Annotated in this window: 19 protein-coding genes; 13 read left to right on the top strand and 6 right to left on the bottom strand. The window is 56.3% G+C overall.

Annotated elements, in window-relative coordinates:
• Positions 1-7: 7 nt before the first annotated feature.
• The 3 genes from NI21_RS0100610 to phnX all read left to right on the top strand — a co-directional run bounded on the left by NI21_RS0100610 (position 8) and on the right by phnX (position 4,678).
• Positions 8-2,683 carry an extracellular solute-binding protein gene (locus tag NI21_RS0100610; protein ID WP_242842785.1) on the top strand — a complete coding sequence of 892 codons (2,676 nt, stop codon included), beginning with the start codon at positions 8-10 and terminating at the stop codon, positions 2,681-2,683.
• 83 nt (positions 2,684-2,766) lie between these two features.
• Positions 2,767-3,876, top strand: coding sequence for a 2-aminoethylphosphonate--pyruvate transaminase (locus NI21_RS0100605; RefSeq protein WP_033124305.1), 1,110 nt, complete (start codon positions 2,767-2,769; stop codon positions 3,874-3,876).
• 34 nt (positions 3,877-3,910) lie between these two features.
• Positions 3,911-4,678 (top strand): phosphonoacetaldehyde hydrolase, encoded by a 768-nt coding sequence (phnX, locus tag NI21_RS0100600; RefSeq protein WP_033124304.1) that lies wholly within the window; start codon positions 3,911-3,913, stop codon positions 4,676-4,678.
• Positions 4,679-4,879: 201 nt separating this feature from the next.
• Here the strand turns inward: phnX and NI21_RS0100595 are convergent, their stop codons facing one another.
• A complete protein-coding gene (locus NI21_RS0100595; protein WP_033124358.1) occupies positions 4,880-5,764 on the bottom strand; it encodes a LysR family transcriptional regulator in 885 nt (294 codons plus the stop codon).
• Between the two features lie 131 nt (positions 5,765-5,895).
• Between NI21_RS0100595 and NI21_RS0100590 the strand changes: the two genes are divergently transcribed.
• Complete coding sequence (locus NI21_RS0100590; RefSeq protein WP_033124303.1) at positions 5,896-7,347, top strand: aminotransferase class V-fold PLP-dependent enzyme; 1,452 nt, start codon at positions 5,896-5,898, stop codon at positions 7,345-7,347.
• Between the two features lie 80 nt (positions 7,348-7,427).
• On the opposite strand, the gene NI21_RS0100585 is transcribed toward NI21_RS0100590, so the two are convergent.
• Entirely contained in the window at positions 7,428-8,654 is a 1,227-nt protein-coding gene (locus tag NI21_RS0100585) for a 6-phosphofructokinase (RefSeq protein ID WP_033124302.1), read from the bottom strand.
• A 191-nt stretch (positions 8,655-8,845) separates the two neighbouring features.
• On the opposite strand from NI21_RS0100585, the gene NI21_RS0100580 reads away from it, so the two are divergent.
• From NI21_RS0100580 to NI21_RS0100570, 3 genes are all read left to right on the top strand, one after another.
• Complete coding sequence (locus NI21_RS0100580) at positions 8,846-9,862, top strand: glycosyltransferase family 2 protein (protein WP_033124301.1); 1,017 nt, start codon at positions 8,846-8,848, stop codon at positions 9,860-9,862.
• Between the two features lie 95 nt (positions 9,863-9,957).
• Positions 9,958-10,572, top strand: coding sequence for a rubrerythrin family protein (locus tag NI21_RS0100575; protein WP_033124300.1), 615 nt, complete (start codon positions 9,958-9,960; stop codon positions 10,570-10,572).
• 39 nt (positions 10,573-10,611) lie between these two features.
• Complete coding sequence (locus NI21_RS0100570; protein WP_033124299.1) at positions 10,612-12,360, top strand: S8 family peptidase; 1,749 nt, start codon at positions 10,612-10,614, stop codon at positions 12,358-12,360.
• Here NI21_RS0100570 and NI21_RS0100565 read toward each other — a convergent pair.
• A complete protein-coding gene (locus NI21_RS0100565) occupies positions 12,357-12,899 on the bottom strand; it encodes a TetR/AcrR family transcriptional regulator C-terminal domain-containing protein (protein WP_033124298.1) in 543 nt (180 codons plus the stop codon). The genes NI21_RS0100570 and NI21_RS0100565 overlap by 4 nt on opposite strands.
• A gap of 210 nt (positions 12,900-13,109) precedes the next feature.
• Between NI21_RS0100565 and NI21_RS0100560 the strand changes: the two genes are divergently transcribed.
• The 6 genes from NI21_RS0100560 to NI21_RS0100535 all read left to right on the top strand — a co-directional run bounded on the left by NI21_RS0100560 (position 13,110) and on the right by NI21_RS0100535 (position 21,071).
• On the top strand, positions 13,110-13,565 hold the full coding sequence (locus NI21_RS0100560; protein WP_033124297.1) for a hypothetical protein: 456 nt from the start codon (positions 13,110-13,112) through the stop codon (positions 13,563-13,565).
• The gene (ftsH, locus tag NI21_RS0100555) at positions 13,562-15,403 is read left to right on the top strand and encodes an ATP-dependent zinc metalloprotease FtsH (RefSeq protein ID WP_033124296.1); all 1,842 of its coding nucleotides are present in this window, start codon (positions 13,562-13,564) and stop codon (positions 15,401-15,403) included. Before NI21_RS0100560 ends, ftsH begins: the two co-directional genes overlap by 4 nt.
• Positions 15,404-15,517: 114 nt before the next feature.
• Positions 15,518-17,464 (top strand): DUF5107 domain-containing protein, encoded by a 1,947-nt coding sequence (locus NI21_RS0100550; RefSeq protein WP_033124295.1) that lies wholly within the window; start codon positions 15,518-15,520, stop codon positions 17,462-17,464.
• 125 nt (positions 17,465-17,589) lie between these two features.
• Entirely contained in the window at positions 17,590-18,366 is a 777-nt protein-coding gene (locus NI21_RS0100545) for an SseB family protein (RefSeq protein ID WP_033124294.1), read from the top strand.
• A gap of 51 nt (positions 18,367-18,417) precedes the next feature.
• The gene (cysK, locus tag NI21_RS0100540; RefSeq protein ID WP_033124293.1) at positions 18,418-19,353 is read left to right on the top strand and encodes a cysteine synthase A; all 936 of its coding nucleotides are present in this window, start codon (positions 18,418-18,420) and stop codon (positions 19,351-19,353) included.
• 2 nt (positions 19,354-19,355) lie between these two features.
• Positions 19,356-21,071, top strand: coding sequence for an ABC transporter ATP-binding protein (locus NI21_RS0100535; RefSeq protein ID WP_033124292.1), 1,716 nt, complete (start codon positions 19,356-19,358; stop codon positions 21,069-21,071).
• 44 nt (positions 21,072-21,115) lie between these two features.
• Here the strand turns inward: NI21_RS0100535 and NI21_RS0100530 are convergent, their stop codons facing one another.
• From NI21_RS0100530 to NI21_RS0100520, 3 genes are read right to left on the bottom strand one after another with little or no spacing between them, the layout of a single operon-like run.
• Entirely contained in the window at positions 21,116-21,628 is a 513-nt protein-coding gene (locus NI21_RS0100530; RefSeq protein ID WP_033124291.1) for a DUF4364 family protein, read from the bottom strand.
• Positions 21,621-22,583 carry a TIGR01212 family radical SAM protein gene (locus tag NI21_RS0100525; protein ID WP_347562484.1) on the bottom strand — a complete coding sequence of 321 codons (963 nt, stop codon included), beginning with the start codon at positions 22,581-22,583 and terminating at the stop codon, positions 21,621-21,623. The genes NI21_RS0100530 and NI21_RS0100525 overlap by 8 nt, the downstream gene beginning before the upstream one ends.
• Positions 22,583-23,731 carry an NADP-dependent malic enzyme gene (locus tag NI21_RS0100520; protein ID WP_033124290.1) on the bottom strand — a complete coding sequence of 383 codons (1,149 nt, stop codon included), beginning with the start codon at positions 23,729-23,731 and terminating at the stop codon, positions 22,583-22,585. The genes NI21_RS0100525 and NI21_RS0100520 overlap by 1 nt, the downstream gene beginning before the upstream one ends.
• Positions 23,732-23,763 lie beyond the last annotated feature (32 nt).

Genomic DNA, 23,763 nt, shown 5'->3' with positions numbered 1-23,763 from the left:
CGGACAGATGAAGACAAAGCTTGAGAGACTGATAAAATCTCAGATAGAGATCAAGATCATTTTCATCGCAGTGGCAGTCCTGTTTCTCTGGTTCCTGGCAGCGCCCATCATCCTGCTGCTCTTAAAATCCTTCCAGAGTACAGGGGGAGACTTCTGGGTTCACTATGTGGATGTGTTCACGGAGAACGGCTTCTGGACATCTGTGGGAAACAGCTTTAAATCAGCCGGCCTGAGCGCCGTCATCACCACGGTTCTGGCCTTTTTGCTGGCCTACACGGTGCACTACACCAACCTTCCGAAGCCCTTAAAAAAGCTGATCCACGGCGGGGCGGTGCTGCCCATGCTGCTGCCCACCATCACCTACGGATTTGCCATCATCTACTCCTTTGGGAAGCAGGGGCTCATCACCCGGCTCCTGGGCCATCAGCTTTTTGACATCTACGGGTTCACAGGGCTGCTGCTTGGCTATGTGATCTACACGCTGCCGGTGTCCTTCCTGCTGATCCATAACACTATGGGGTACATTGACAAGAAATTTATGGTGGTGTCCAGGATCATGGGAGACGGAGGGATGAAGACCTTCTGGATCACCATCATCCGTCCGCTTCTTGGCACCCTGGCGGCCTCCTTTGTACAGTGCTTCTTTCTGTCATTTACAGATTTTGGTATCCCGGCCTCCGTGGGAGGACAGTACGAGGTGGTGGCCTCTGTCCTGTACGATGAGATGCTGGGGAGCCTGCCTGACTTTAACAACGGCGCTGTGGTGGCTATGGCCATGCTGGTGCCCTCTGTGGTGAGCATCCTTCTCCTCCATTATCTGGAGCGGTACAATGTGCGGTACAGCAAGATTTCTATTGTGGAGAACCTTAAGAACAGAGGAAGAGATATTGCCTGCGGTATCTGCTGCGGAGTGGTCCTGCTGATGATCGTCATTATCTTTGCGGTGGTGTTTATCGTTCCCTTTGTCAGCGAGTGGCCCTACCAGATGACATTTACCATGGCACATGTGCGGGATGTGTTCAGTGACAGTGTGCTGGCCAGCGTGTTCAGAAACTCCCTGCTGGTGGCGGCGCTGACGGCGGTGATCGGCTCCATTGTGGCCTACGGCGCTGCCCTTGTGACGGCCAGAAGCAAAATCTCGGCGGGATGCAAGGGAGTGATTGAGAGCATCGCCCTTGTGACCAACACCATCCCCGGCATGGTCATAGGTATCGCCTTCCTTCTGATGTTTTCGGGCACATCCCTGCAGAACACATTTGCCCTCATCATCATCTGCAATGTGGTGCACTATTTCTCCACGCCCTATCTGATGATGAAGAATTCCCTGGAGAAGATGAACGCCTCCTGGGAAACGACAGCCCTGCTCATGGGAGACAACTGGATGAAGACCATCTTCCGCATCGTGACGCCCAACGCCCTGCCCACCATCCTGGAGGTGTTCAGCTACTACTTTGTGAACGCCATGGTGACAGTCAGCGCGGTCATCTTTATTGCCGGGGCCAGAACCATGGTCATCACCACAAAGATCAAGGAGCTGCAGCATTTTGCCAAATTCAATGAAATATTTGTGCTGTCCCTGTGCATCCTCTTTACGAACATTGCGGCCAAGCTGCTCTTCCAGGCAGTGGCGGCCTGCACAAGGAGTGCCAAAAAGAGGGCAAGCAGGCCGGGGAAGCCGGCCGGCAGGCTGGCCAGGGCGGCGGCCATCTGTGTGGCTCTTGTACTGGTAGCGGGCACCGGGTATGTGGTGGCCGGATCCGGAAAGGATGGCTCCAACCACACAGACCAGGTGGTTATCTACTCCAACGCGGACGACGAGGCGGTGGCAGCCATGAAACATGCCCTGGATGAGAACGGCTATCAGGGGAAATATATGTTCCAGACCTTTGGCACCTCCGAGCTGGGAGGCAAGCTCCTGGCGGAGGGGACAGACATCGAGGCGGACATTGTGACCATGAGTTCCTTCTACCTGGACAGCGCCCAGGAGGAGAACGAGATGTTCCAGGAGATCACATTTGACGCCCCCACGCTGGAGGAGACGCCCTCCTTCTACCGGCCTATTACCTCCCAGGAGGGAGCAATTATCTACAATACGCAGGCACTTAGAGAGGCGGGGCTTCCCGTGCCGGAGAGTATCGCCGACCTGGCGGAGCCTGCCTATAAGGGCCAGATCTCCGTCACGGACATCAAGAGCTCTTCCACAGCCTGGCTCCTCATACAGGCTCTTGTCAGCGAGTACGGGGAGGACGGAGCGGCGGAGGTGCTGTCCGGGATCTATGAGAACGCAGGCCCTCACATCGAGGACTCCGGCTCCGGCCCCATCAAGAAGGTGCGCTCCGGGGAGGTGGCCCTTGGATTTGGCCTGAGACACCAGGCGGTGGCGGACAAGAACGAGGGTATGCCCGTTGACTATGTGGATCCAAAGGAGGGGAATTTCTCCCTCACCGAGTCCGTGGCCGTTGTGGACAAGGGGGAGAACGAAAATCCCCTTGCCATGGAGATGGCGGAGTGCATCATCAAAAACGGCCGGCAGGAGCTTCAGCAGACCTATCCGAACGCCCTCTATGAGGGGGAGACGACGGATGAGGCTAACCAGTCCGCCTATCCGAAGAAGTTCCCGGAGCCGCTGACAGCCCAGCTCCTTCAGAAGCATCAGGAGCTTTCGGAGAAATGCATGCCGTAGGGCACGCCCGCAAAAGAACGCGGACAGGCTGTGCGATGGCATTGAATTAATAAAAAACTATGTATAAAGAGAGGTAATAAAAAATGGTAAACTACAAACTGCTCACACCGGGCCCACTTACAACAACAGACACTGTAAAAAGAGAGATGCTGGCAGACCACTGCACATGGGATGACGACTACAAGCAGATTACACAAAAAATCCGCAGGGAGCTCCTTGAACTGGCTCATGTGACGGAGAAGGACTATACGGTCGTGCTGATGCAGGGCAGCGGCAGCTTTGGCGTGGAGTCCGTTATCACAAGCGTGGTGGGGGACGATGAGAAGCTACTGATCGTGGCCAACGGGGCCTACGGGGAGAGAATGGTGGATATCGCAAAGCACGCCCGGATCAGCTACGCCCTCTACGAGGAGGAGTACGACAAAATCCCCTCCGCCGGAAAAGTGGAGGAGATGCTGAAGAATGATCCCTCTATTACTCATGTGGCTATGGTGCACTCAGAGACAACCTCCGGCATTCTCAACGACATTGCCTCTGTGGCAGAGGTGGTGAAGGCAGCGGGAAAGACCATGATTGTGGACGCCATGTCCAGCTTCGGGGGTGTGGACATTGAGGTCGGAAAGCTGGGCATCGACTTTATCATCAGCAGTGCCAACAAGTGTATTCAGGGAGTGCCCGGATTTTCCTTTATCATCTGCAACAGGCAGAAGCTGATGGAGAGCGCGGGAAAGGCCAGAAGCCTGTCCCTTGACCTCTATGACCAGTGGAAGACAATGGAGAAGGACGGAAAATGGAGATTTACCTCCCCCACGCACACCGTGCTGGCCTTTGCGAAGGCGATCGAGGAGCTGAAGGAGGAGGGAGGCATCCCTGCCAGGTCAAAGAGGTACTATGACAATAACCGCCTGCTGATCCGCAAGATGAAGGATATGGGCATACAGGCCTACATTGGGGAGGAGCACCAGGGCCCCATCATCACCACCTTCTTCTACCCGGAGCACCACAATTTTTCCTTCCAGGAGATGTACCAGTTCATCAAGGAGCGAGGCTATGCTATCTACCCCGGAAAGGTGACAGACGCGGACACCTTCCGTATCGGCAATATCGGGGAGATCTACGAGGAGGACATCCTGAAGCTGTGTGACATCTTTGAGGAATTCTTTGCCCGGATGAAGAAAAAGAAAGCAAGCTAATAATAAAAAACAGAGGAAGCGAAGGAGAACGCAAATGAGCAAGATAGAGGCAGTGATCTTTGACTGGGCGGGCACGACTGTGGATTACGGGTGCTTTGCCCCGGTCAAGGTCTTTACAGAGGTATTTAAAAATGCAGGCGTGGAGCCCACTATGGAGGAGGTGCGTGAGCCCATGGGCATGCTGAAGTGGGCCCACATCCGGACTATGCTGGAGATGCCCAGGATCAAGGCGGCCTGGAAGGAGCTGTACGGAAGAGAGCCACAGGACGCGGATGCGGACAAAATGTACGAGAGCTACGAGCCCTCTCTTCTTAAGATACTGGATCAGTACTCGGATCCCAAGCCCTATGTGCTGGAGACAGTGCAGGCCTTGAGGGACAAGGGGATCAGGATCGGGTCCACCACAGGCTACACAGATGTGATGATGGGCATTGTGGTTCCCAGGGCAAAGGAGCTGGGATACGAGCCGGACTGCTGGTTCAGCCCCGACTCCACCGGCGGCATGGGCCGTCCCTATCCCTACATGATATTCAGGAACATGGAGGAGCTGAAGGTGAGCGCTGTGGACAGGGTGATCAAGGCGGGAGACACCATCTCTGACATCAAAGAGGGAAAGAACGCCGGTGTCTTCACCATCGGCATCCTGGAGGGGAGCTCCCTTCTGGGACTGTCCAGGGAGGAATATGAGTCTCTCCCCGAGGAGGAGAAGGAAAAGCTCCTGAAAGAGGGAGAGGAAAAGTACAGGGCCGCAGGGGCGGACGCTGTGGTGAGAGATATCCGGGGGATCCTGGAGTATGTATGATGCCAGGGTCAAAAGGTCTAAGCCCACATGAGCTTGCTCATAAGTGGGCGAAAGACCTTGGGACCCGCCCCGATATGAGCATAAAAGTGGGATGTATATCCCACGATATGCGAATATCGGGTAGGATTGTGAGAGTGCGCAGCACGGAACAATCCGTAGGCATCATAGTATCTATTTATAATAAAAAGGCAGGCAGAGGTTTCACTCTGCCTGCTTTTTCATCAGCTCCAGGAACAGCCTCATCTGGGGAGTCACGTACTTGTTCCGGTGACAGATGAGCTGACTCCACATGACGATCTCCGGACATTCCGTGTCCAGCACTGCGAGGCGGCCGGCCTGTACGTCTTCCTTTACCACGTATTCCGGGAGGAAAGAAATGCCTTTATTTTGCAGGAGAAAGCGGGTGATCACATCTGTGTTTCCCACCTCCAGCCGGGGATGGAGCTCATAGCCCTGGGCGGCCAGTGCCTGCTCCATGGCATACCGGTAGCTGATCCCCCTCTCGGTCAGATACAGAGGCTCCTGGATCAGACGGCTGACCGGAATTTGCTTCATACCCGCCAGAGGGGAGCTGGAGGAGGCCACGAAATAGATTTTCTCCGGCCGCTCCAGCACCTTGACCCACTCCGGGAAGAAGAGCTTTTTGTCCAGGAAGAATAAAATGTCAATATCGTTCTGGCGCAGCATGTTGACCAGATCAGGCACGGGAGCAGTGTGGGTGCTGATCTCCACGCCGGGACAGCGCTCTCCCAGCTCCATGAAAACAGGGGGAAGAACGCTGATCACGTAGGACTCGCAGGTGCCGATGCGCAGCTTTCCGGAGATCTGCTCCGGCTCCCTGGCGATGTCCTCCGCTTTCCTGGCAGAGTCCAGTATATTAAGAGCCAGGGGGAGAAGCCGCTCGCCGGCCTGCGTCAGCTTGGCTCTTTTTCCGATCCGCTCGAAGAGCTGTGCCTGCAGCTCTGCCTCCAGCTGCTTGATCTGCATGGTGACAGCGGACTGGGAGTAGCCCAGCTCCTGCGCGGTCTTTGAAAAATTCCGGAGCTCCGCAATGCGGACGAAGGTTATGAGATTGCGTATTTCCATGACAATGCCTTTCTGCTTTCTGACAAGAATGTTCAAAATTATTGAATGTTTCTATAAAAACTATGAATTTTACAGTGGTTTTTATTCATGTTAGCATGATAATCAGAAGCGGTCAAGGAGGTACAAGAAATATGCGTATAGACACGAGAGAACAAAATCGGGAGATTGGAGAGCTGTTGAGAGCGTTTGTTTCCAGAACCGTGGATTTTTATGAGCACATAGAAAATGAGGCTGTCTGCCGCCCAGCTGCCGAGGACAGCCTTTCGCGCATAGAAAAGCAGGCTATCCCGGCCGGAGGGCGCTCTGTGGAGGAGGTTTTCCGGGAGATGGAGCAGGATATTTATTCCAGCACACTCCTGGGGCAGCACCCACGCAGCTTTTCCTGCGTTCCGTCCACCATGTCCCTCCTCTCCTGGATGGGGGATGTGATGACCAGCGCCTACAATCCCCACGCCAGCTGCCGGGTCAACGGACCAGCAGCAGATCTGGTGGAGAAGAAGCTGATCCGATGGATGTGTGAAAAAGCCGGGTATCCGGAGGGGAGCGGAGGACTCTTCGTGTCCGGCGGCTCTATTGCCAATCTGACTGCCCTGACAGCGGCAAGAGACGCAAAGCTGGCATGGGAGGACCGGGGGAGGGCTGTAGTCTACCTGTCCGGGCAGACCCATGCCTCTGTGTCCAAGGGGCTTCACATGATCGGGTTTTGCAGGGAGCAGATCCGGATCCTCCCCGTGGACGAGAGCTTCCGCATGGATATGGCCGCGCTGCAGTCCTCGGTCAGGAAGGATCTTGCGGACGGGAAAATCCCCTTTGCGGTCATCGCCTCTGCGGGGACAACGAATACGGGGAGCGTGGATCCTCTGAGGCCGATCGGGGGTATCTGCCGGAAATATGATATGTGGATGCATGTGGACGGGGCCTTCGGGGCGTCAGCCCTCCTGTCTGAAACATACAAAAAAGAGCTGGACGGGATCCAGCTGTCGGACAGCTTAAGCTGGGATGCCCACAAGTGGATGCTGCAGACCTACGGGTGCAGCGCGGTTCTGGTGAGAAGAAGGGATGATCTGGTCCGCAGCTTTGCCGCTCATCCGGAGTATTTAAAGGACGCGGAGACCTCGGAGGGAGGCGTGGAATTCTGGGATCTGGGGCCGGAGCTGACAAGGCCGGCCAGGGGACTGAAGCTGTGGCTTACGCTCCAGACTATGGGGACAGAGGAGCTGGGACGTGTGGTGGAACACGGCTGTGAGCTGGCAGAGCTGGCGGCGGGGATCATCAGAAAAGAGCCGGAATGGGAGCTCCTGTCCGGCCCCTGGCTGGGGATCGTGAACTTCCGCTACAGGGCGGACGGCTCTCTGTCTGAGGCGGAGCTGGACGCCGTGAACCAGGAGATATCCGCGGAGATAACCGACAGCGGCTTTGCCCAGATATTTACGACAGAGCTGCGGGGGAGGAAGGTTCTTCGCATGTGCACCATCCATCCTGAGACGACAAAGGAGGATATCCGGCGCACCATCGAGAGGCTGATGGAGACAAAGGCTGTCTCGGACCGGAGACAAGAGCAGAACAAAAGCAGGACAGCGTAGCCTATGGGGCTGCGCTGCCCTGCTTTTTCTATAGCTTCTTATGGATCCGGAGCTGCCCTCTGTCCGGTACGTGTCCCTTTCTATGCCTTGCGGTAGGCGAAAAGAGGGATGCCGTTCTTTGTGGGAAGCTCCACGTGTCCCTGGGTCAGGGGGCGGACATAGTCGATGAAGGCGTCGCTGATGTCGGAGCCATCGTTTGTGATCCACTCCAGAGGTACGCATTTCTCCTTGTTGCAGATGATGTTGACGTCCGCGGTGCTGTAGGAGAGCTCATAGGGTACACTTTTGTTTCTTATGAAAGTAATCATTTTCCCGCTCTCCCCTGCAAGGGCTGCCTGTACGGCGTAGACACCCGCGTTGACAGCCTCGTCCAGATCCACCCGGGACAGGTGTGAGCAGGAGCATCTCTGGCAGACATTCAGCTCTACGGAGCGAACCTTGACGCCCAGCCGCTCCTTTACCAGGTTCTCCAGATATTTTCCGGAGCCGGTGAGCATCTTGTGGCCGAAGGTGTCTGTGCCCACCTCGCTGGCGTACTCACAGATAAAGGTGCCCTTTCCGTCGTTGATGCCCTCGGAGATGCAGACTACCAGGTTGGGTGTGGTCTCCAGGGAGGTGCGCACCTTCTCGATGAAGGCATCCTGGTCAAAGGCCACCTCCGGCAGGTAGATGAGCACCGGGTTGTCCCCCTCAAACTTCCTGGCCAGCATGCTGGCGGCTGTGAGCCATCCGGCGTGGCGGCCCATGATCTCCACGATGGTGACAGACTGCTTGTTGTCGTACACGGAGGCGTCGATGGCGATCTCCCGCACGGTGGTGGCCACGTACTTGGCGGCGCTTCCATATCCCGGTGTGTGGTCTGTCTCCACCAGGTCGTTGTCAATGGTCTTGGGAACGCCGATGAAGCGGATGGTACTGTTCATAAATCCGGCGTACCGGGACAGCTTGCTCACCGTGTCCATGGAGTCGTTTCCTCCTATATAAAAGAAGTAGCCGATATTCAGCTCCTCAAAGCGTCGGAACAGCTCCGGGTACACTGGGTCGTGCAGGTCCTCCGGCAGCTTGTAGCGGCAGGAGCCCAGGTAAGCGCCTGGCGTGGTGCGCACAAGCTCCAGCTCGTTGGTTGTGTCCAGGGCTCCCAGATCCATGTAGTGGCCCTGGAGAAATCCCTCTATTCCGTTGATCATTCCGTATACCGTGTCGATGTGGTCTGTCATTTTGATACCCTCAGACACAACACCGTAGAGACTTCCGTTGATGACTGCCGTGGGACCTCCGGACTGTCCCACAATGATATTTTTTTTCATGTTCTCTCCTCCAAGCTTTTGTTCAGCGGCCAGGGCCCTGCCAGGCAGGGGCAAGGGGCCCGTCGGCCTTCTACACATAACTATACCGGAAAACCCTCCTTTTTACAATTGTGTGATGAAGATTTTGCAAAGTTTAAGTTGGAAAAACCGGAGGAATACTATATACTATAAAAGTCAGGAGGAAGAAAAATATGAAGTACATTTCGTTTGCGATCCCGTGCTATAATTCCCAGGATTATATGGCGCATGCGATCGAGAGCATCCTTCAGGGCGGGGAGGACGTGGAGATCATCATTGTAAATGACGGATCCAGCGATGACACATCAAAGATAGGACATGAGTATGCGGAGAAATATCCGGATATCGTAAAAGTGATCGACAAGGAGAACGGCGGACACGGAGACGCAGTAAACTGCGGGCTTTCCAACGCAACAGGAAAATATTTTAAGGTTGTGGACAGCGACGACTGGGTGAATGAGGAATCCCTTCACAGAATCCTTCAGGTCCTCAGGAACTTCGAGGACGAGGGCGAGGAGGTGGATATGCTCATCGCCAACTATGTGTATGAGAAGGTCGGAGTGGAGAATAAAAAATGTATCCACTACCGGAACGTACTGCCCCAGGACGAGATATTCCACTGGTCGGATATAGGGCATTTTCATCTGGATCAGTACATCCTTATGCACTCGGTGATCTACCGGACAGAGCTGCTGCTTCTGTGTCAGCTGAGGCTGCCCAAGCACACCTTTTATGTGGATAACATCTATGTATATTATCCGCTGCCCCATGTGCGGAAGCTCTACTATATGGATGAGGATTTCTACCGCTACTATATCGGGCGTGAGGATCAGTCGGTCAACGAGAAGGTTATGATCAAGAGACTGGATCAGCAGATCTTTGTCACAAAGAAGATGATCGACATGTATCAGATGAGGGAGATCACCAACAAGAAGCTGAAAAAATACATGATCAACTATCTCGCCATCATGATGACCGTCTCTTCCATTCTGTGCATCCGCTCCAAGGAGAAGGAGAACCTGGACAAGAAAAAGGATCTGTGGCTGTACCTGCGGAAGAAGGACGCCAGAACCTATGTGAAGATTCGCTACGGCATCCTCGGACAGACCATGAACCTGCCGGGAAGATCCGGAAGAAAGATCTCTTCTCTGGCCTACATGGTGGCCAGAAGGCTGATCGGTTTCCAGTAGATAGGCAAAGTGACAGCCGGGAAAACGTGGAATACAAGGTATAAAATCACTGCCATGGTACATACTCTATGTAAAAAGGTAAAGGAGTATGTATCATGGCAGTTGATTTTTGTAAGAGCAGGACAAAGGAAAATCTGATGAAGGCGTTTGCCGGGGAGAGCCAGGCCAGAAACCGGTATACCATCGCGGCGGAGATGGCCATGGAGCACCACATGTACTCGGTGGGGCAGATCTTTCTCTTCACCGCGGACCAGGAGAGAGCCCACGCCCAGCGCTACTATGAGCTCTTGAAGGAGGCCGAGGGGGAGACGATAGAGATCTGCGGCGGCTTCCCGGTGGATACCTACGACTCCCTGACAGACCTTCTGCGGGCGGCGGAGCACAACGAGACGGAGGAATATAAGGACGTGTACCAGGCCTTTGGCGACCAGGCCAAGGAGGAGGGCTTTCTGGAGGCGGCATCCGCTTTTTACCAGATCGCCGAGGTGGAGAAGACCCACGCCAAGCGGTTCGGGAAAATACGGGAGCTGATGGAGACAAACACCTACTTTGAGCTGGCGAAGGAGGGAGCCTGGATGTGCCTGAACTGCGGCCATATCCACAGGGGAACAAAAGCGCCCGAGGTATGCCCGGTCTGCCGGCATGAAAAGGGCTTTTTCATTCCCCTCTCCCTGGCTCCCTACACGGACAGCGGGATCGTGGTCATGTAGAATATCATGCAAAATAACTTGTCAAAGGAGTGAGGGCAGATGGCGGGACAGAAGATCGAGGATCTTTTGAATCTTGCGCTGGATGTTACCCAGGAGGAGAGAGAAAAGTCGCTGGAGCTGGATGTGGGGTACGATCCCATCGAGAGAGAGTGGGACGTGATCGTGAAATACTCCGGGAGTCTGGATGATATAAAGGCCCTGTCGGTCCGGATGACAGAGCTCCTGAACGAGTATGCCATCGTCACTGTGAAGGAGTCCCGGCTGTCCGCCCTGGCGGCGCTGCCGGAGGTGGAGTATATTGAAAAGCCAAAGCGGCTGTTTTTTCAGACCGCTGACGGGAGGCGCGTGTCCTGCATCGATACAGTGCAGGGCGGGCGCCTTTCCCTTTTCGGACAGGGAGTCCTGGTGGCGGTCATAGACTCGGGGATTGACTATATGCTGCCGGATTTCCGGGATGAGGAGGGCCGTACCAGGATCCTTGCGCTGTGGGATCAGTCCGCGGTTCCCAGATCGGATCGGGGAGAGGGACCGCCGCCTGGATATGCCCTGGGGACAGAGTACACAAGAGAGCAGATCGATGAGGCCATCGCGGCTCCCGGGGAGGCGGAGCAAAGGAGCATTGTCCCCAGCGTGGACACCTCAGGACATGGCACCTCCGTGGCAGCTATCGCGGCGGGAAACGGGGGAGGAGAGAGCAGGTACAGGGGAGTGGCCTTCCGGAGCAGCCTTCTCATCGTGAAGCTGGGCGTGCCACGGGCAGAGGGATTTCCCAGAACCACAGAGCTGATGGCGGGCATTGACTATGCGGTGAGAAAATCGCTGGAGTACCGGATGCCCCTGGCCATAAACATCAGCTTTGGAAATACGTACGGGGCCCACGACGGCTCCTCCCTTCTGGAGCGGTACATAGACGATGTGGCCAACCTGGGCCGTACCTCCATCTGCGTGGGGGCGGGCAATGAGGGGAACGCAGCCGGCCACACCACGGGGAGGCTTGCAAGCTATGAGACAAAGGATATTGAGCTGGGGGTGCAGCCCAGGCAGACGGCCATGAGCATCCAGATCTGGAAGACCTACGCGGATCAGGTGCGCATCCTACTTATCACCCCCTCCGGGGTCCGCAGCGATCCCATCCAGGAGATAAGGGGCACCCAGAGGATGCGGATCGGCCCCACGGAGATCCTCGTCTACTATGGGGAGCCCAGCCCCTACAGCCTGGTGCAGGAGATCTTCATCGATCTTCTGCCGGTGGAGACCTACATCGCCTCCGGGGTGTGGACCATCCGGCTGGAGACGGGAAGGATCGTGGACGGACGGTATCAGATGTGGCTTCCGTCAGAGGCTGTCCTGAACCCGGGCACAGGCTTTCTCCTGCCCTCGGAGGAGGCCACCTTCACCATTCCCTCCACCGCTTCCCGGGTGATTACGGTGGGGGCCTACGATGCCCTCACCTTTACCTATGCGGATTTTTCCGGGCGCGGGGGCGAGGGGGAGGGCTACCGGACCAAGCCGGATCTGGCGGCTCCCGGCGTGGGGATTATGACGCGGGCGCCGGGAGGCACAGTGACGGCAGTCACCGGCACCTCCTTTGCCACCCCCTTTGTGACGGGCGGGGCAGCCCTCCTCATGGAGTGGGGGATCATAAAAGAAAACGACCCTTATCTCTACGGGGAAAAGATAAAGGCCTATTTGAGAAGAGGAGCCCGGCAGCTTCCGGGCTTTGCTGCTTACCCCAACAACCAGGTAGGGTATGGGGCGCTGTGCGTGGAGGAGAGTATACCGGATTAAGAGGAGGGCAGCTGTACCATCTGCCCTGTCAGCAGTCTGTACAGCTGGTCTGTCAGCGCCTCCGGGTCAGCCTGGCCGCTGCGGCAGCTCTCAATCAGCACGCCGGAGATCCCGTAGGTGAAAAAGTCCAGGGCCATGGTCAGATCCCGGTAGCTTAAGGATGCGTCCACTGCCGTGTGTCTGTAGAGGCTTTCCAGGTAGCTGTGGAAGTTCTTGTGGATGATATGTTCCATCTGCTCACGCTGCCGGGATCGGAGCAGGTGGTGGATGAAGCTTCTGTTTTCCATGGAAAAATCAATGAAGAGGCGGAGGGCGGCCTTGGGGTCTTCTGCCTGCAGGCTGCGCCGCAGGAGTTCGTCCGCGCTTCTTTGCATGATCCATTCAATAACCTCCAGTATATCCTGGAAATGATAGTAGAAGGCCTGGCGGGAGATGCCGCACTCCTGTACCAGGTCTTTGATTGTGATCTTGTCAAAATTCTTTCTGGCGGTCATGGCCAGAAAGGTCTCCGCGATTTTTTCTTTTACGTTCTCAGCCAAAATCCTGCCTCCTGTCGTGAACCTATGTATGTGAGCCTGCACGGGCTCGTGCTGCCGTGAGGGGCTGTTTCCCGTCCATGATAGCATGGAGGAGATGTTCTTGTCCAGCTTTACAAATCCCGGGATCTGTCTAGTCAGCTGGAAAAGATTGAAAATGGAAAAAGGGTTTCAGCTCTGGTAAAGTAAAATACGGAAAGGAGGCTGACAGAAATGAGTGTACAGCAGGGGATTTTTTCGGCGAAGCTCTGTGAGATGGAGAAGCAGTATGAGAAATTCCAGGCTCATCTGGTGACGTGTCAGCAGATGGAACACGAGGCTATCAGAGAAGAGTGCCGCCGTATGGATCAGGAGTGTATGGAAAATGAGTACATCCTGAAGCAGGGCATGAAGGGGTGCCGCTCCCGCTCTGCCAGGCGGCTGGCTGACATCCAGCTCGAATATATGAAAAAAGCGGACGATATTTTAAAGAACGAGATGGCGGACGATATGTCCGATATAGAAGACCGTGCGGAGAGGAGGGCTGAGGCCAGCACTCTGTACGCGGAGTTCAGTATGGATTTCGCCGTTCAGGCCATGAGGCACGCCATGCGGGCGGCCCTGTCGGCCATCGATGCCCAGATGAGCTGTGAGGAACAAAAGACACAGGAACAGGAGGAAGCACAATGAAAGAAGTAAAGACACCGAAGAAACCGCTGATCTACTACTATATGATCGTGATCATCGCCCTCCTGCTTTTCAATTTCCTGGCCGTGCCCTTTATCACTGAGAGGGAGATCAAGGACGTGGACTACGGAACGTTTATCGATATGACGAATGAAGGGAAAGTAGGGAAAGCGGAGATACAGGAGCAGGAGAATACGATCCTTTTTACAGACAAAGATGAAGAGCATATTTATCGGACTGCCATGGTGCAGGACGAAGGCCTGACCCAGCGCCTCTATGACGCCGGAGTGTCCTTTTCAGGACAGGAGATCCAGCAGACGTCGCCCATCGTGACGGCCATCTTTTCCTGGCTGATCCCCATCATCATCTTCATCGCCATCGGACAGTACATGTCCAGGAAGCTGGCCAAGAGGGCGGGGGGAGGCCCCAACTCCATGATGTTTGGCATGGGAAAGAGCAATGCCAAGATTTACGTGAAGTCCTCTGAGGGGATTAAATTCTCCGATGTTGCAGGGGAGGACGAGGCAAAGGAAAATCTGACTGAGATCGTGGAGTATCTCCATGACCCCGGCAAATACAAAGAGATCGGAGCCTCCATGCCGAAGGGCATCCTCCTTGTGGGCCCTCCGGGAACCGGCAAGACTATGCTGGCCAAGGCCGTGGCAGGCGAGGCAAACGTGCCCTTCTTTTCCATTTCGGGCTCTGAGTTCGTGGAAATGTTCGTGGGCATGGGCGCCTCCAAGGTGAGAGATCTGTTCAGTCAGGCAAAGGAGAAGGCGCCCTGTATCGTCTTCATCGATGAGATCGATGCCATCGGAAAGAAGAGGGACGGCCAGCTGGGCGGAAACGACGAGAGAGAACAGACACTGAACCAGCTGCTTACAGAGATGGACGGATTTGAGGAGAACACAGGCGTCATCATCCTGGCGGCCACCAACCGTCCGGAATCCCTGGATCCCGCCCTCCTGCGGCCGGGACGGTTTGACCGGAGAGTGCCGGTGGAGCTGCCGGATCTGAAGGGCAGGGAGGATATTTTAAAGGTGCACGCCAGAAAGATCAAGGTGGCGGACAATGTGGACTTCAACAAGATTGCCCGCATGGCATCCGGCGCCTCGGGGGCAGAGCTGGCCAACATTGTCAATGAGGCGGCCCTCCGGGCGGTCCGGGATGGCAGGAAGTTTGCCACCCAGGCGGATCTGGAGGAGAGCATCGAGGTGGTTATCGCAGGCTACCAGAAGAAGAACGCCATCCTGACAGACAAGGAGAAGCTGGTCGTGGCCTACCACGAGATCGGTCACGCCCTTGTGGCTGCCATGCAGACCCAGTCGGCTCCGGTGCAGAAGATCACCATTGTGCCAAGGACGTCCGGGGCTCTCGGCTACACCATGCAGGTGGAGGAGGGCAATCACTACCTGATGACCAAGGAGGAGATCGAGAACAAGATCGCCACTCTGACAGGCGGAAGGGCAGCTGAGGAGGTGGAGTTCCACTCCATAACGACAGGCGCCTCCAACGACATTGAGCAGGCCACCAAGCTGGCCCGGGCCATGATCACCCAGTACGGCATGAGCGACACATTTGACATGGTGGCCATGGAAACCCGCACAAATCAGTACCTGGGCGGGGATACCTCCCTTGCCTGCTCTGCCCAGACCCAGGCAGAGATAGATCAGAAGGTTGTAGAGCTGGTGAAGCAGCAGCATGAGAAGGCCATCCGGATCATCCGCGAGAACAAGAAGAAGCTGGACGAGCTGGCACAGTATCTCTATGAGAAGGAGACCATAACAGGCGAGGAGTTCATGAAAATACTGACAAAGAAAGGTGAGGAGGGGCCGCAGTAACAGGAGCAATAAATTACAATAAGAGAGCAGGAATTCAGATTGCACCGACCGCCGTGATAGGATACTATAGATGTAACTATCTAAAATTCTACACGGCAAAAGGAGAAAATTTCTATGAGACCGGAACTGCGATTTGAGACAAAGAAAATGAGAGTGGCAGGACTCGGAGAGGAGTCCTGCCTTCCTGATCTTCTGGGGGAGAAGATCCTGCAGAACGACCTTGTCTTCCGGCTGAGCGAGGAGGATGAGATCTATGAGGGCTACGGCAGGCGGAAGAACGCCTACCCGTACAGACAGTACAGCTGCTACACCCGAAAGCTTGAGGAGAGGGACGTAGAAAGCGCTGTGCTGGAAAATGACTTCCTGAGAGCGGTCTTTCTTCCAGGGTACGGGGGACGGCTGTGGGAGCTGTGGGACAAGGAGAAGGGCCGCAACCTTCTCTACACAAACGATGTCCTTCGGTTCAGCAACCTGGCAGTGCGGAACGCCTGGTTCAGCGGAGGCGTGGAGTGGAACATCGGCGTTATCGGCCACACGCCCCTGACCACAGAGCCGCTGTATGCGGCCCGGACGGCTCTTGGGAGCGGGGAGCCCGTGCTGCGCATGTACGAGTATGAGAGGATAAGAAAAGTGACGTACCAGATGGATTTCTGGCTGGGGGAGAAGGATCGGTTCCTGAACTGCCGGATGCGGATCGTCAATGAGAGCAGCCAGGTCATTCCCATGTACTGGTGGAGCAATATGGCGGTTCCCGAGTACGAGGGCGGGCGTGTGATCGTTCCCGCAAAGCAGGCCTTCACCTACGCGGACGGCGCTGTGTTCAAGGTGGATATCCCGGTGGTGAACGGGGTGGATATCACGGACTATAAGAAAATTCCCCGGTCTGTGGACTACTTTTTCGACATCCCGCAGGAGTCGCCCAAGTACGTGGCCAACGTAGACAGGGAGGGCTTTGGCCTTCTCCAGATGTCCACCAAAAGGCTGCGCAGCCGGAAGCTTTTCTCCTGGGGCAGCCGGGAGGGCTCGGACAGGTGGCAGGAGTTCCTGACAGACAAGGCGGGCAGATATATCGAGATCCAGGCGGGGCTTGGAAAGACCCAGTACGGCTGTATTCCCATGTCGCCCCACACGGCCTGGGAGTGGCTGGAGAGATACGGCTCTGCCTGTGTGGAAAAGAAGGTGCTGGACCTTCCCCACGCCGCAAGGAGCGCCGCCCTGACAGCGGCCATACATAAGTCCGGGGAGCCGGAGCGGATGGAGCGGCTCCTGGCAGACACAAAGGCCATGGCCAAGAGCCCGGCCTGCCTGGTTCGCGCAGGGAGCGGCTATGGCGCTATGAGAAACCAGGGAAGGTGGACAGAGCATCTTGCCTTCCAGGTGCCGGAGGGGCCGCTTCAGAGCTGGCAGCGGTTCTTTGAGACCGGGGAGCTCAAGGCGCCGGATGTGACAGAGCGGCCCGATGAATTCCTCATAGACGGGGACAGTATCGGATTTCTGGAGAGCACCCTTGAGGGCTGCAACCGGGACAACTGGTACGCCTTTTACCAGGCCGGCGTCTGGCTGGCTCAGGCCGAACAGGGGGAGAGGGCCCGGACTATGCTGGAGCGGTCCCTGGAGCTTGAGGAAAATCCCTGGGCGTACCACGCCCTGGCCTGCGTCAGCCTGAGAGAGGGGGAGGAGATAAGAGCACGGGAGGAGATCCTGCGGGGCATGCATCTGGCGGCAGGGCTGCCCCGGCGGGAGGACCGGCTCCCCTACATGAAGGAGGGCTTCCGGATGCTGCATATGATGGGCGCATCGGAGGAGATCCGGACATTTTACAGAGAGATGGAGGCAGAGCTGAAGGCGAACAGCCGACTGAAATTCATCTATATTTTCGCTCTCCACAGACTGGGGGAGAACCGGGAGGCAGAAAGACTTCTGGAGGAGAAGGGAGGCCTTCTTTTAGAGGATATCCGGGAGGGGGAGGACTCCATCGGGAAGCTGTGGCAGTCTCTTCACCGGGATGAGGCCGGCAGGGAGGCGAAGCTGCCCCGCCAGTATGATTTCTCGGCCAGCTAGAGGAGCCGCCTCCAAGCCCTGTAAAAGAGCCCGCCGGAAGACCCTGCGTCCGGTTGAATTTCCTTTCTAAATGATGTATGATAAATAGCGGATTACGTACTGAAACAGCAGAAAGGAATATCCCTATGAAAGAAGAGAACAATACAAAAAACAGCCCGGACAGGCAGAAGGCGCTGGCCCATCTGCGAAACGCAAAGGAGCTTTTTGTCATCATATCCATGCACACAAGGATGCCCTTTGTCTTCTGCGATCCGGAGACCTTTGACGACGAGGTGCTTCTCTACAAGACGGAGGAGGAGGCCCAGAAGGGCGGGAAGCTCCTTCTGGCGCAGAAGGACCCGGTCAACATCGCAAAGCTGGAGAACAGGCATCTTTTGTCCTTCTACTCGAACCTGTTCACCATGGGAGTCAACGCCATGGCGGTGAACAAGGGGTTGGAGGATGAGATCCATCTGCAGCTGGGAGAGCTGGTAAAGAGGCCGGATATGGACAACCTTCCCGATGGGAGGAAATGGGTGGAAAACCCCCAGTTTCATCTCACCGCCCTCTATTTTATGCAGCAGATGAGAAAGGACCCGAAGCAGCAGATGACAGAGGAGCTCAAAGAGATGCAGGAGGAGCTGCTGGTTGACCTGCAGAGAGGAAAGTATCTCGTGCCGGCGGAGCCGGACAAGGGCCTCCTTGTCATGAAGCAGAAGGACGGGTCTGTGTTCCTGCCCATCTTCACCGATCCCGACGAGCTGCGCAAGTTCAACAGGGACAATAAGTACAGGACGGCGGTCATCGAGTACGCCAAGATCCCGGAGCTCCTGCCGCCTGAGGCCAAAGGGGTGATCGTGAACCCCCTGGGAGTCAATATCCCGTTCAATATCGCCCGGCCGAAGAAGACGGAGACGAAATAGGGGTCGGCGTCATATGATATATTAATCACAATGTGCGGAGGAGATAAAGGAATGATTTACGAGAATATACTTGAGGCAACCGGGAACACGCCTCTGATCCGGCTGAACCATATGACCGGACCTGAGGACGCCCAGATCCTCGTGAAATTCGAGGCTATGAACGCAGGCGGCTCCATCAAGACGAGGACCGCCCTTAACATGATAGAGGCAGCGGAGAAAAAGGGGCTGATCCAGCCCGGTAAGACTACCATCGTGGAGCCCACAAGCGGCAACCAGGGCATTGGCCTTGCCCTCATCGGCGCGGTCAAGGGCTACAGGACCATCATCATCATGCCCGACTCGGTGAGCGAGGAGAGGAGAAAGCTGGTAAGGCACTACGGGGCGGAGGTAAAGCTGATCCACGACGCAGGAAATATCGGAAAATGTATTGATGAGTGTCTGGAGACCGCCATGAAGATGGCGGCGGAGAATCCGGACGTGTATGTACCCCAGCAGTTTGAAAATGAGGCCAACAGCCAGGCCCAGAAGGAGCAGACGGGTCGGGAGATCCTGGAGCAGGCAGGTATCACTATTGATGGGTTCTGCTCCGGAATCGGAACCGGGGGCACTATCACAGGCGTGGGGGAGGCCCTGAAGGAGGCCAACCCGGACGTGGAGATCTGGGCGGCGGAGCCGGAGCACGCGGCCATCCTCTCAGGAGGAGAGGTGGGCACCCACATCCAGATGGGCATCGGCGACGGTGTCATCCCGGCCATCCTGAACCAGAAGATATACAGCCACATTGAGATCGTGACAGACGAGGAGGCCCTGGAGACAGCCAGAGAGCTGGCCTCAAAGGAGGGACTCATGTGCGGTATCTCCAGCGGGACGAATGTGGCCGTGGCAAAGCGCATGGCAAGAAAGCTGGGAAAGGGAAAGACGGTGGTGACGATCCTGGCGGACACGGCGGAGAGGTATTTTTCCACACCTCTTTTTGAGGGACAGTAGAGATGCTGCGAACACTGCTTTCCTATTTTAAGCCCCACATAGGCATCTTCCTTCTGGATATGTTCTGCGCCGTCCTGGTGGCGGCGGTGGATCTCGCCTTTCCCCTGGTGTCCAGGCACGCCATGTACGAGATGCTGCCGGATAAGCTGTACGGCACCTTCTTCACGGTCATGGCCATTGTGGCGGTCAGCTATGTGCTGCGGTCCGGCTGCAACTACATCATGACCTACTGGGGACACACCTTCGGCGTCCGGGTGGAGGCGGACATCCGGAGGGATTTGTTCCGTCACCTCCAGGATCTGGACTTTGAATTTTACGACGCTAACAGGACGGGAAAGCTGATGAACCGGCTGACGGGAGACCTCTTTGAGATCACGGAGCTGGCTCACCACGGGCCGGAGGACCTGCTGATCTCTGTCCTCACCATTGTGGGAGCCCTGGGAGTCATGTTTTCCATCGAGTGGCGGCTGGCCCTTGTGGTGGCGGTGATCATTCCGGTCTTCCTTGTGGTGGTCATGCTCTGTAAGAGAAGCATGTCGGACGCCTCCCTGCAGGTGAAGCAGAAGATGGCCTCCATCAACGCGGACATAGAGTCCTGCATCTCAGGCATCCGCACCTCCAAGGCCTTTGCCAACGAGGAGGTGGACCAGGCCCGGTTCGATCAGTCCAACGACATGTTCAAATCCTCCAAGAGCGGTTACTACAAGGCCATGGGAAGGTTTAACGCCTCCCTGGAGTTTTTCATGTGCATCATGCCCGTGGCGGTGATCACCTTCGGCGGATGGCTGATCATGCAGGGGCGGATGAACTATGTGGACCTGATCACCTTTAATCTCTACATCAGCACCTTCATCACCCCGGTACGGAAGCTCTCCAACTTTGCGGAGATCTTCACCAACGGCACGGCGGGGCTTCGGCGCTTCCAGGAGCTGATGGCCATAGAGCCGACGGTGAAGGAAAAGGAGGGGGCTTTGGACCTGACTGTGAGGGAAGGGCGGATCGATATGGATCATGTCAGCTTTTCCTACAATGGAAACGGGGAGGTGCTGACGGACGTGGATCTTCACATCGAGCCGGGACAGACCGTGGCCGTGGTGGGACACTCCGGCGGCGGGAAGACCACCCTCTGCCAGCTCATTCCACGGTTTTACGATGTGACAGGCGGCTCCATCAGGATCGACGGGATGGACATCCGGGATGTGAAGAAGAGATCCCTGAGGGACAACATCGGCATGGTGCAGCAGGATGTGTTCATGTTTGCGGACACGGTGTACGAGAACATCCGCTACGGAAAGCCTGACGCCTCCTACGAGGAGGTGGTACGGGCGGCGAAGAAGGCGGAGATCTTTGAGGATATCATGGAGATGCCAGGAGGCTTTGACACCTACATCGGGGAGAGGGGGACCATGCTCTCCGGCGGGCAGAAACAGAGAATTGCCATCGCCCGCATTTTCCTGAAGGACCCGAAGATCCTCATCCTGGACGAAGCCACCTCGGCCCTGGACACGGTGACGGAGAGCTATATACAGAAGAGCTTTGACGAGCTGAGGGCTGGCAGGACAACCCTCATCATCGCCCACAGGCTGGCCACTGTGCGGGACGCAGACCGGATCATCCTGATCGACGACGGAAGGATCCAGGAGAGCGGCACCCACGAGGAGCTCATAAAAAAAGACGGGCAGTACGCCCGTCTGTATCACACGCAGGAGCTGAAATAAAAGCTTCCGCTGAAAGAACAGCTTCCCGGAATAAATCAGATGCTTTACAGGAGATTTTGCATGATGAGTGCATAGATCTCCTGGTTTTTTTTACTCCAGTTGTTGGAGATAGTCTCCGCCTCCGCCTCAGAGGGGACGGTCAGGGTCAGGTCGATGAGAGGCTGGTTGTTCTCGATGACCTGGCAGCGGACCGTGAATTCCGCGCCGGAGCCGGGGAAATAGTCGGACTTCACGGACACTTCATTTTTCAGCTCATAGTGCTTTTCCTTCAGGAATTCGTCGATGTCCTTCTGGATGGCATCGGAGATCTTGTTCCGGAAGAAGTGGATGGTCTCCTCGCCGTCCTCAGTCAGATGGTAGAAGGTCCTGCTGTGGGTCGCCTCCTCCCGGATAAATCCGGACTCAGTCAGCTCGGAAAGAGCCTGCTGGAGTTTGAAGTAGGTGGTGTAGCCCTTGTCCAGGATAAACCCGGAGATCTGGGCGTTTGTCAGCGGAAAATCCACTTTGTCCAGCATGTACAGTATGATCAGCTTGTATAGTGTAAATGGTTCAGACATGTATATAACTCCTTCCCTGCCAGATATGCTGGCGTTTCAGATAGGCGTGGAACTGGTTCAGCACGTACCGCTTGTTTCCGGTCCACAGGGGTGCGATGAGAAGCTCCTTTGGACCGTCTCCCGTGAGCCTGTGGATGACGATGTCGGGGCGCAGCATGCCAAGGCAGCCCCCCAGCACCCGGAAATAGTCCTCCATGCAGGGGATGAAAAAGGGGTGCGACTCATAGAAGCCAGCCAGATCTGTCCCTTTTAAAATATGCAGAAGCTGCAGCTTTATGCCCTGGATATCCATCCGGTTCAGCTGACGGATGGTCTGGTACATATCTTCCTGCGTCTCCCCCGGGAGAAAGAGGATCACGTGGACGATCACATCCAGCCCGGCGGCCCGCAGGTCCCGGACAGCCTGCTCAAACACGGGAAATGTGTAGCCTCTGCGGATGAAGGCGGCAGTCCTCTCGTGGATGGTCTGCAGGCCAAGCTCCACCCACACCGGCTTGATCTGGTTTACCTCTTTGAGGAGCTCCAGCACCTTATGTCCCAGGCAGTCCGGCCTGGTGGCGATGGAGAGGGCCCGGATATCCGGGTGGGAGGCCGCCTCCAGGAAGAGGCGGCGCAGCCGGGACACAGGCCCGTAGGTGTTGGTGTAGGCCTGGAAGTAGGCGATGTAGCCGCTTCCTTTAAATTTTCCGGCTGACTGCTGCTTCCCGGACTCGATCTGCTCCGTGATGGACAGGCGCCGGTCCGAGGCGAAATCCCCGGAGCCACCCTGGCTGCAGAAGATGCAGCCCCTCTCGCCCAGGGTGCCGTCCCGGTTGGGGCAGGTGAGACCGGCGTCCAGGGAGATCTTGTAGAGCTTTTCCCCGAAGGTCTGCCGGATGTGGTAGTCCAGGCTGTGGTAGGGCCTGCCGCTCCAGTATACGGGCTTTCTCGCCAGAGCTTCCGTCAGATTTTCCACTAGATCAGTTCCTTTACGGCTCTGCTCACCACGTCTGCCACGCGGGGGTCAAAGGCCTCCGGAAGGATGTTGTCCTCGCTCAGCTCCTCGTCCGGCACCAGGCCTGCGATGGCGTGGGCGGCGGCCAGCTTCATCTCCTCCGTGATCTGGGTGGCCCGCCCCTCCAGAGCTCCCTTGAAGATGCCCGGGAAGGCGACTACGTTGTTGACCTGATTGGGGAAGTCAGAGCGGCCTGTTCCCACGACTCTCGCGCCGGCCTCCCTGGCCAGATCCGGCATGATCTCCGGAACCGGGTTTGCCATGGCAAAGAGGATAGAGTCCTTGTTCATGGACGCCACCATCTCCTGTGTCACGATGCCGGGTGCGGACACGCCCACGAAGATGTCGGCTCCTTTGAGAGCGTCTGCCAGTGTGCCGGTCTTCTTTTCCAGGTTGGTGACCTTGGCCATCTCCTTTTGCATCCAGTTGAGATTTTCAGAGTGCTCCCCGATGATGCCGTTAATATCGCACATGGTCACATGGGGGAAGCCGTAGGTGAGGAGCAGCTTGGTGATGGCCACGCCGGCGCTTCCGGCGCCGTTCACTACCACCTGCACGTCTTCCTTTTTCTTTCCCGTCACTTTCATGGCGTTGATGATACCTGCCAGCACTACGATAGCTGTCCCGTGCTGGTCATCGTGGAACACCGGGATATTAAGGAGCTCTTTTAAGCGGGACTCGATCTCAAAGCAGCGGGGGGCACTGATGTCCTCCAGGTTGATGCCGCCGAAGGCGGGGGCGATGTTGACCACTGTTTTGATGATCTCCTCCGTGTCCTGGGTGTCCAGGCAGATGGGCACCGCGTTGACGCCGCCGAACTCCTTGAAGAGGACTGCCTTCCCCTCCATGACGGGCATGGCTGCCAGGGCGCCAATGTTTCCGAGACCAAGGACCGCGCTCCCGTCAGACACCACGGCCACTGTGTTGGCCTTCATGGTGTAAGTGTAGGCCGCCTCCTTGTTCTCTGCGATCACTTTGCAGGGCTCCGCCACGCCAGGTGTGTAGGCGATGGACAGATCCTCCCGGGAGCTGACGTGGGCCTTGGCCGTCGTCTCCAGCTTTCCGTTCCATTCTCTGTGCATTTCAAGGGCTTTTTCCTGTAATGTCATATGAATTCCACCTTCTTCTTTTCGTCTTTTTA

This window comes from Eubacterium sp. ER2 (assembly GCF_000765215.1).
GTDB classification, from domain to species: Bacteria; Bacillota; Clostridia; order Lachnospirales; family Lachnospiraceae; genus Claveliimonas; species Claveliimonas intestinigallinarum.
The sequence above is the reverse complement of the archived record's forward strand: the minus strand, read 5'-3'. Positions and strand labels throughout refer to the sequence as shown.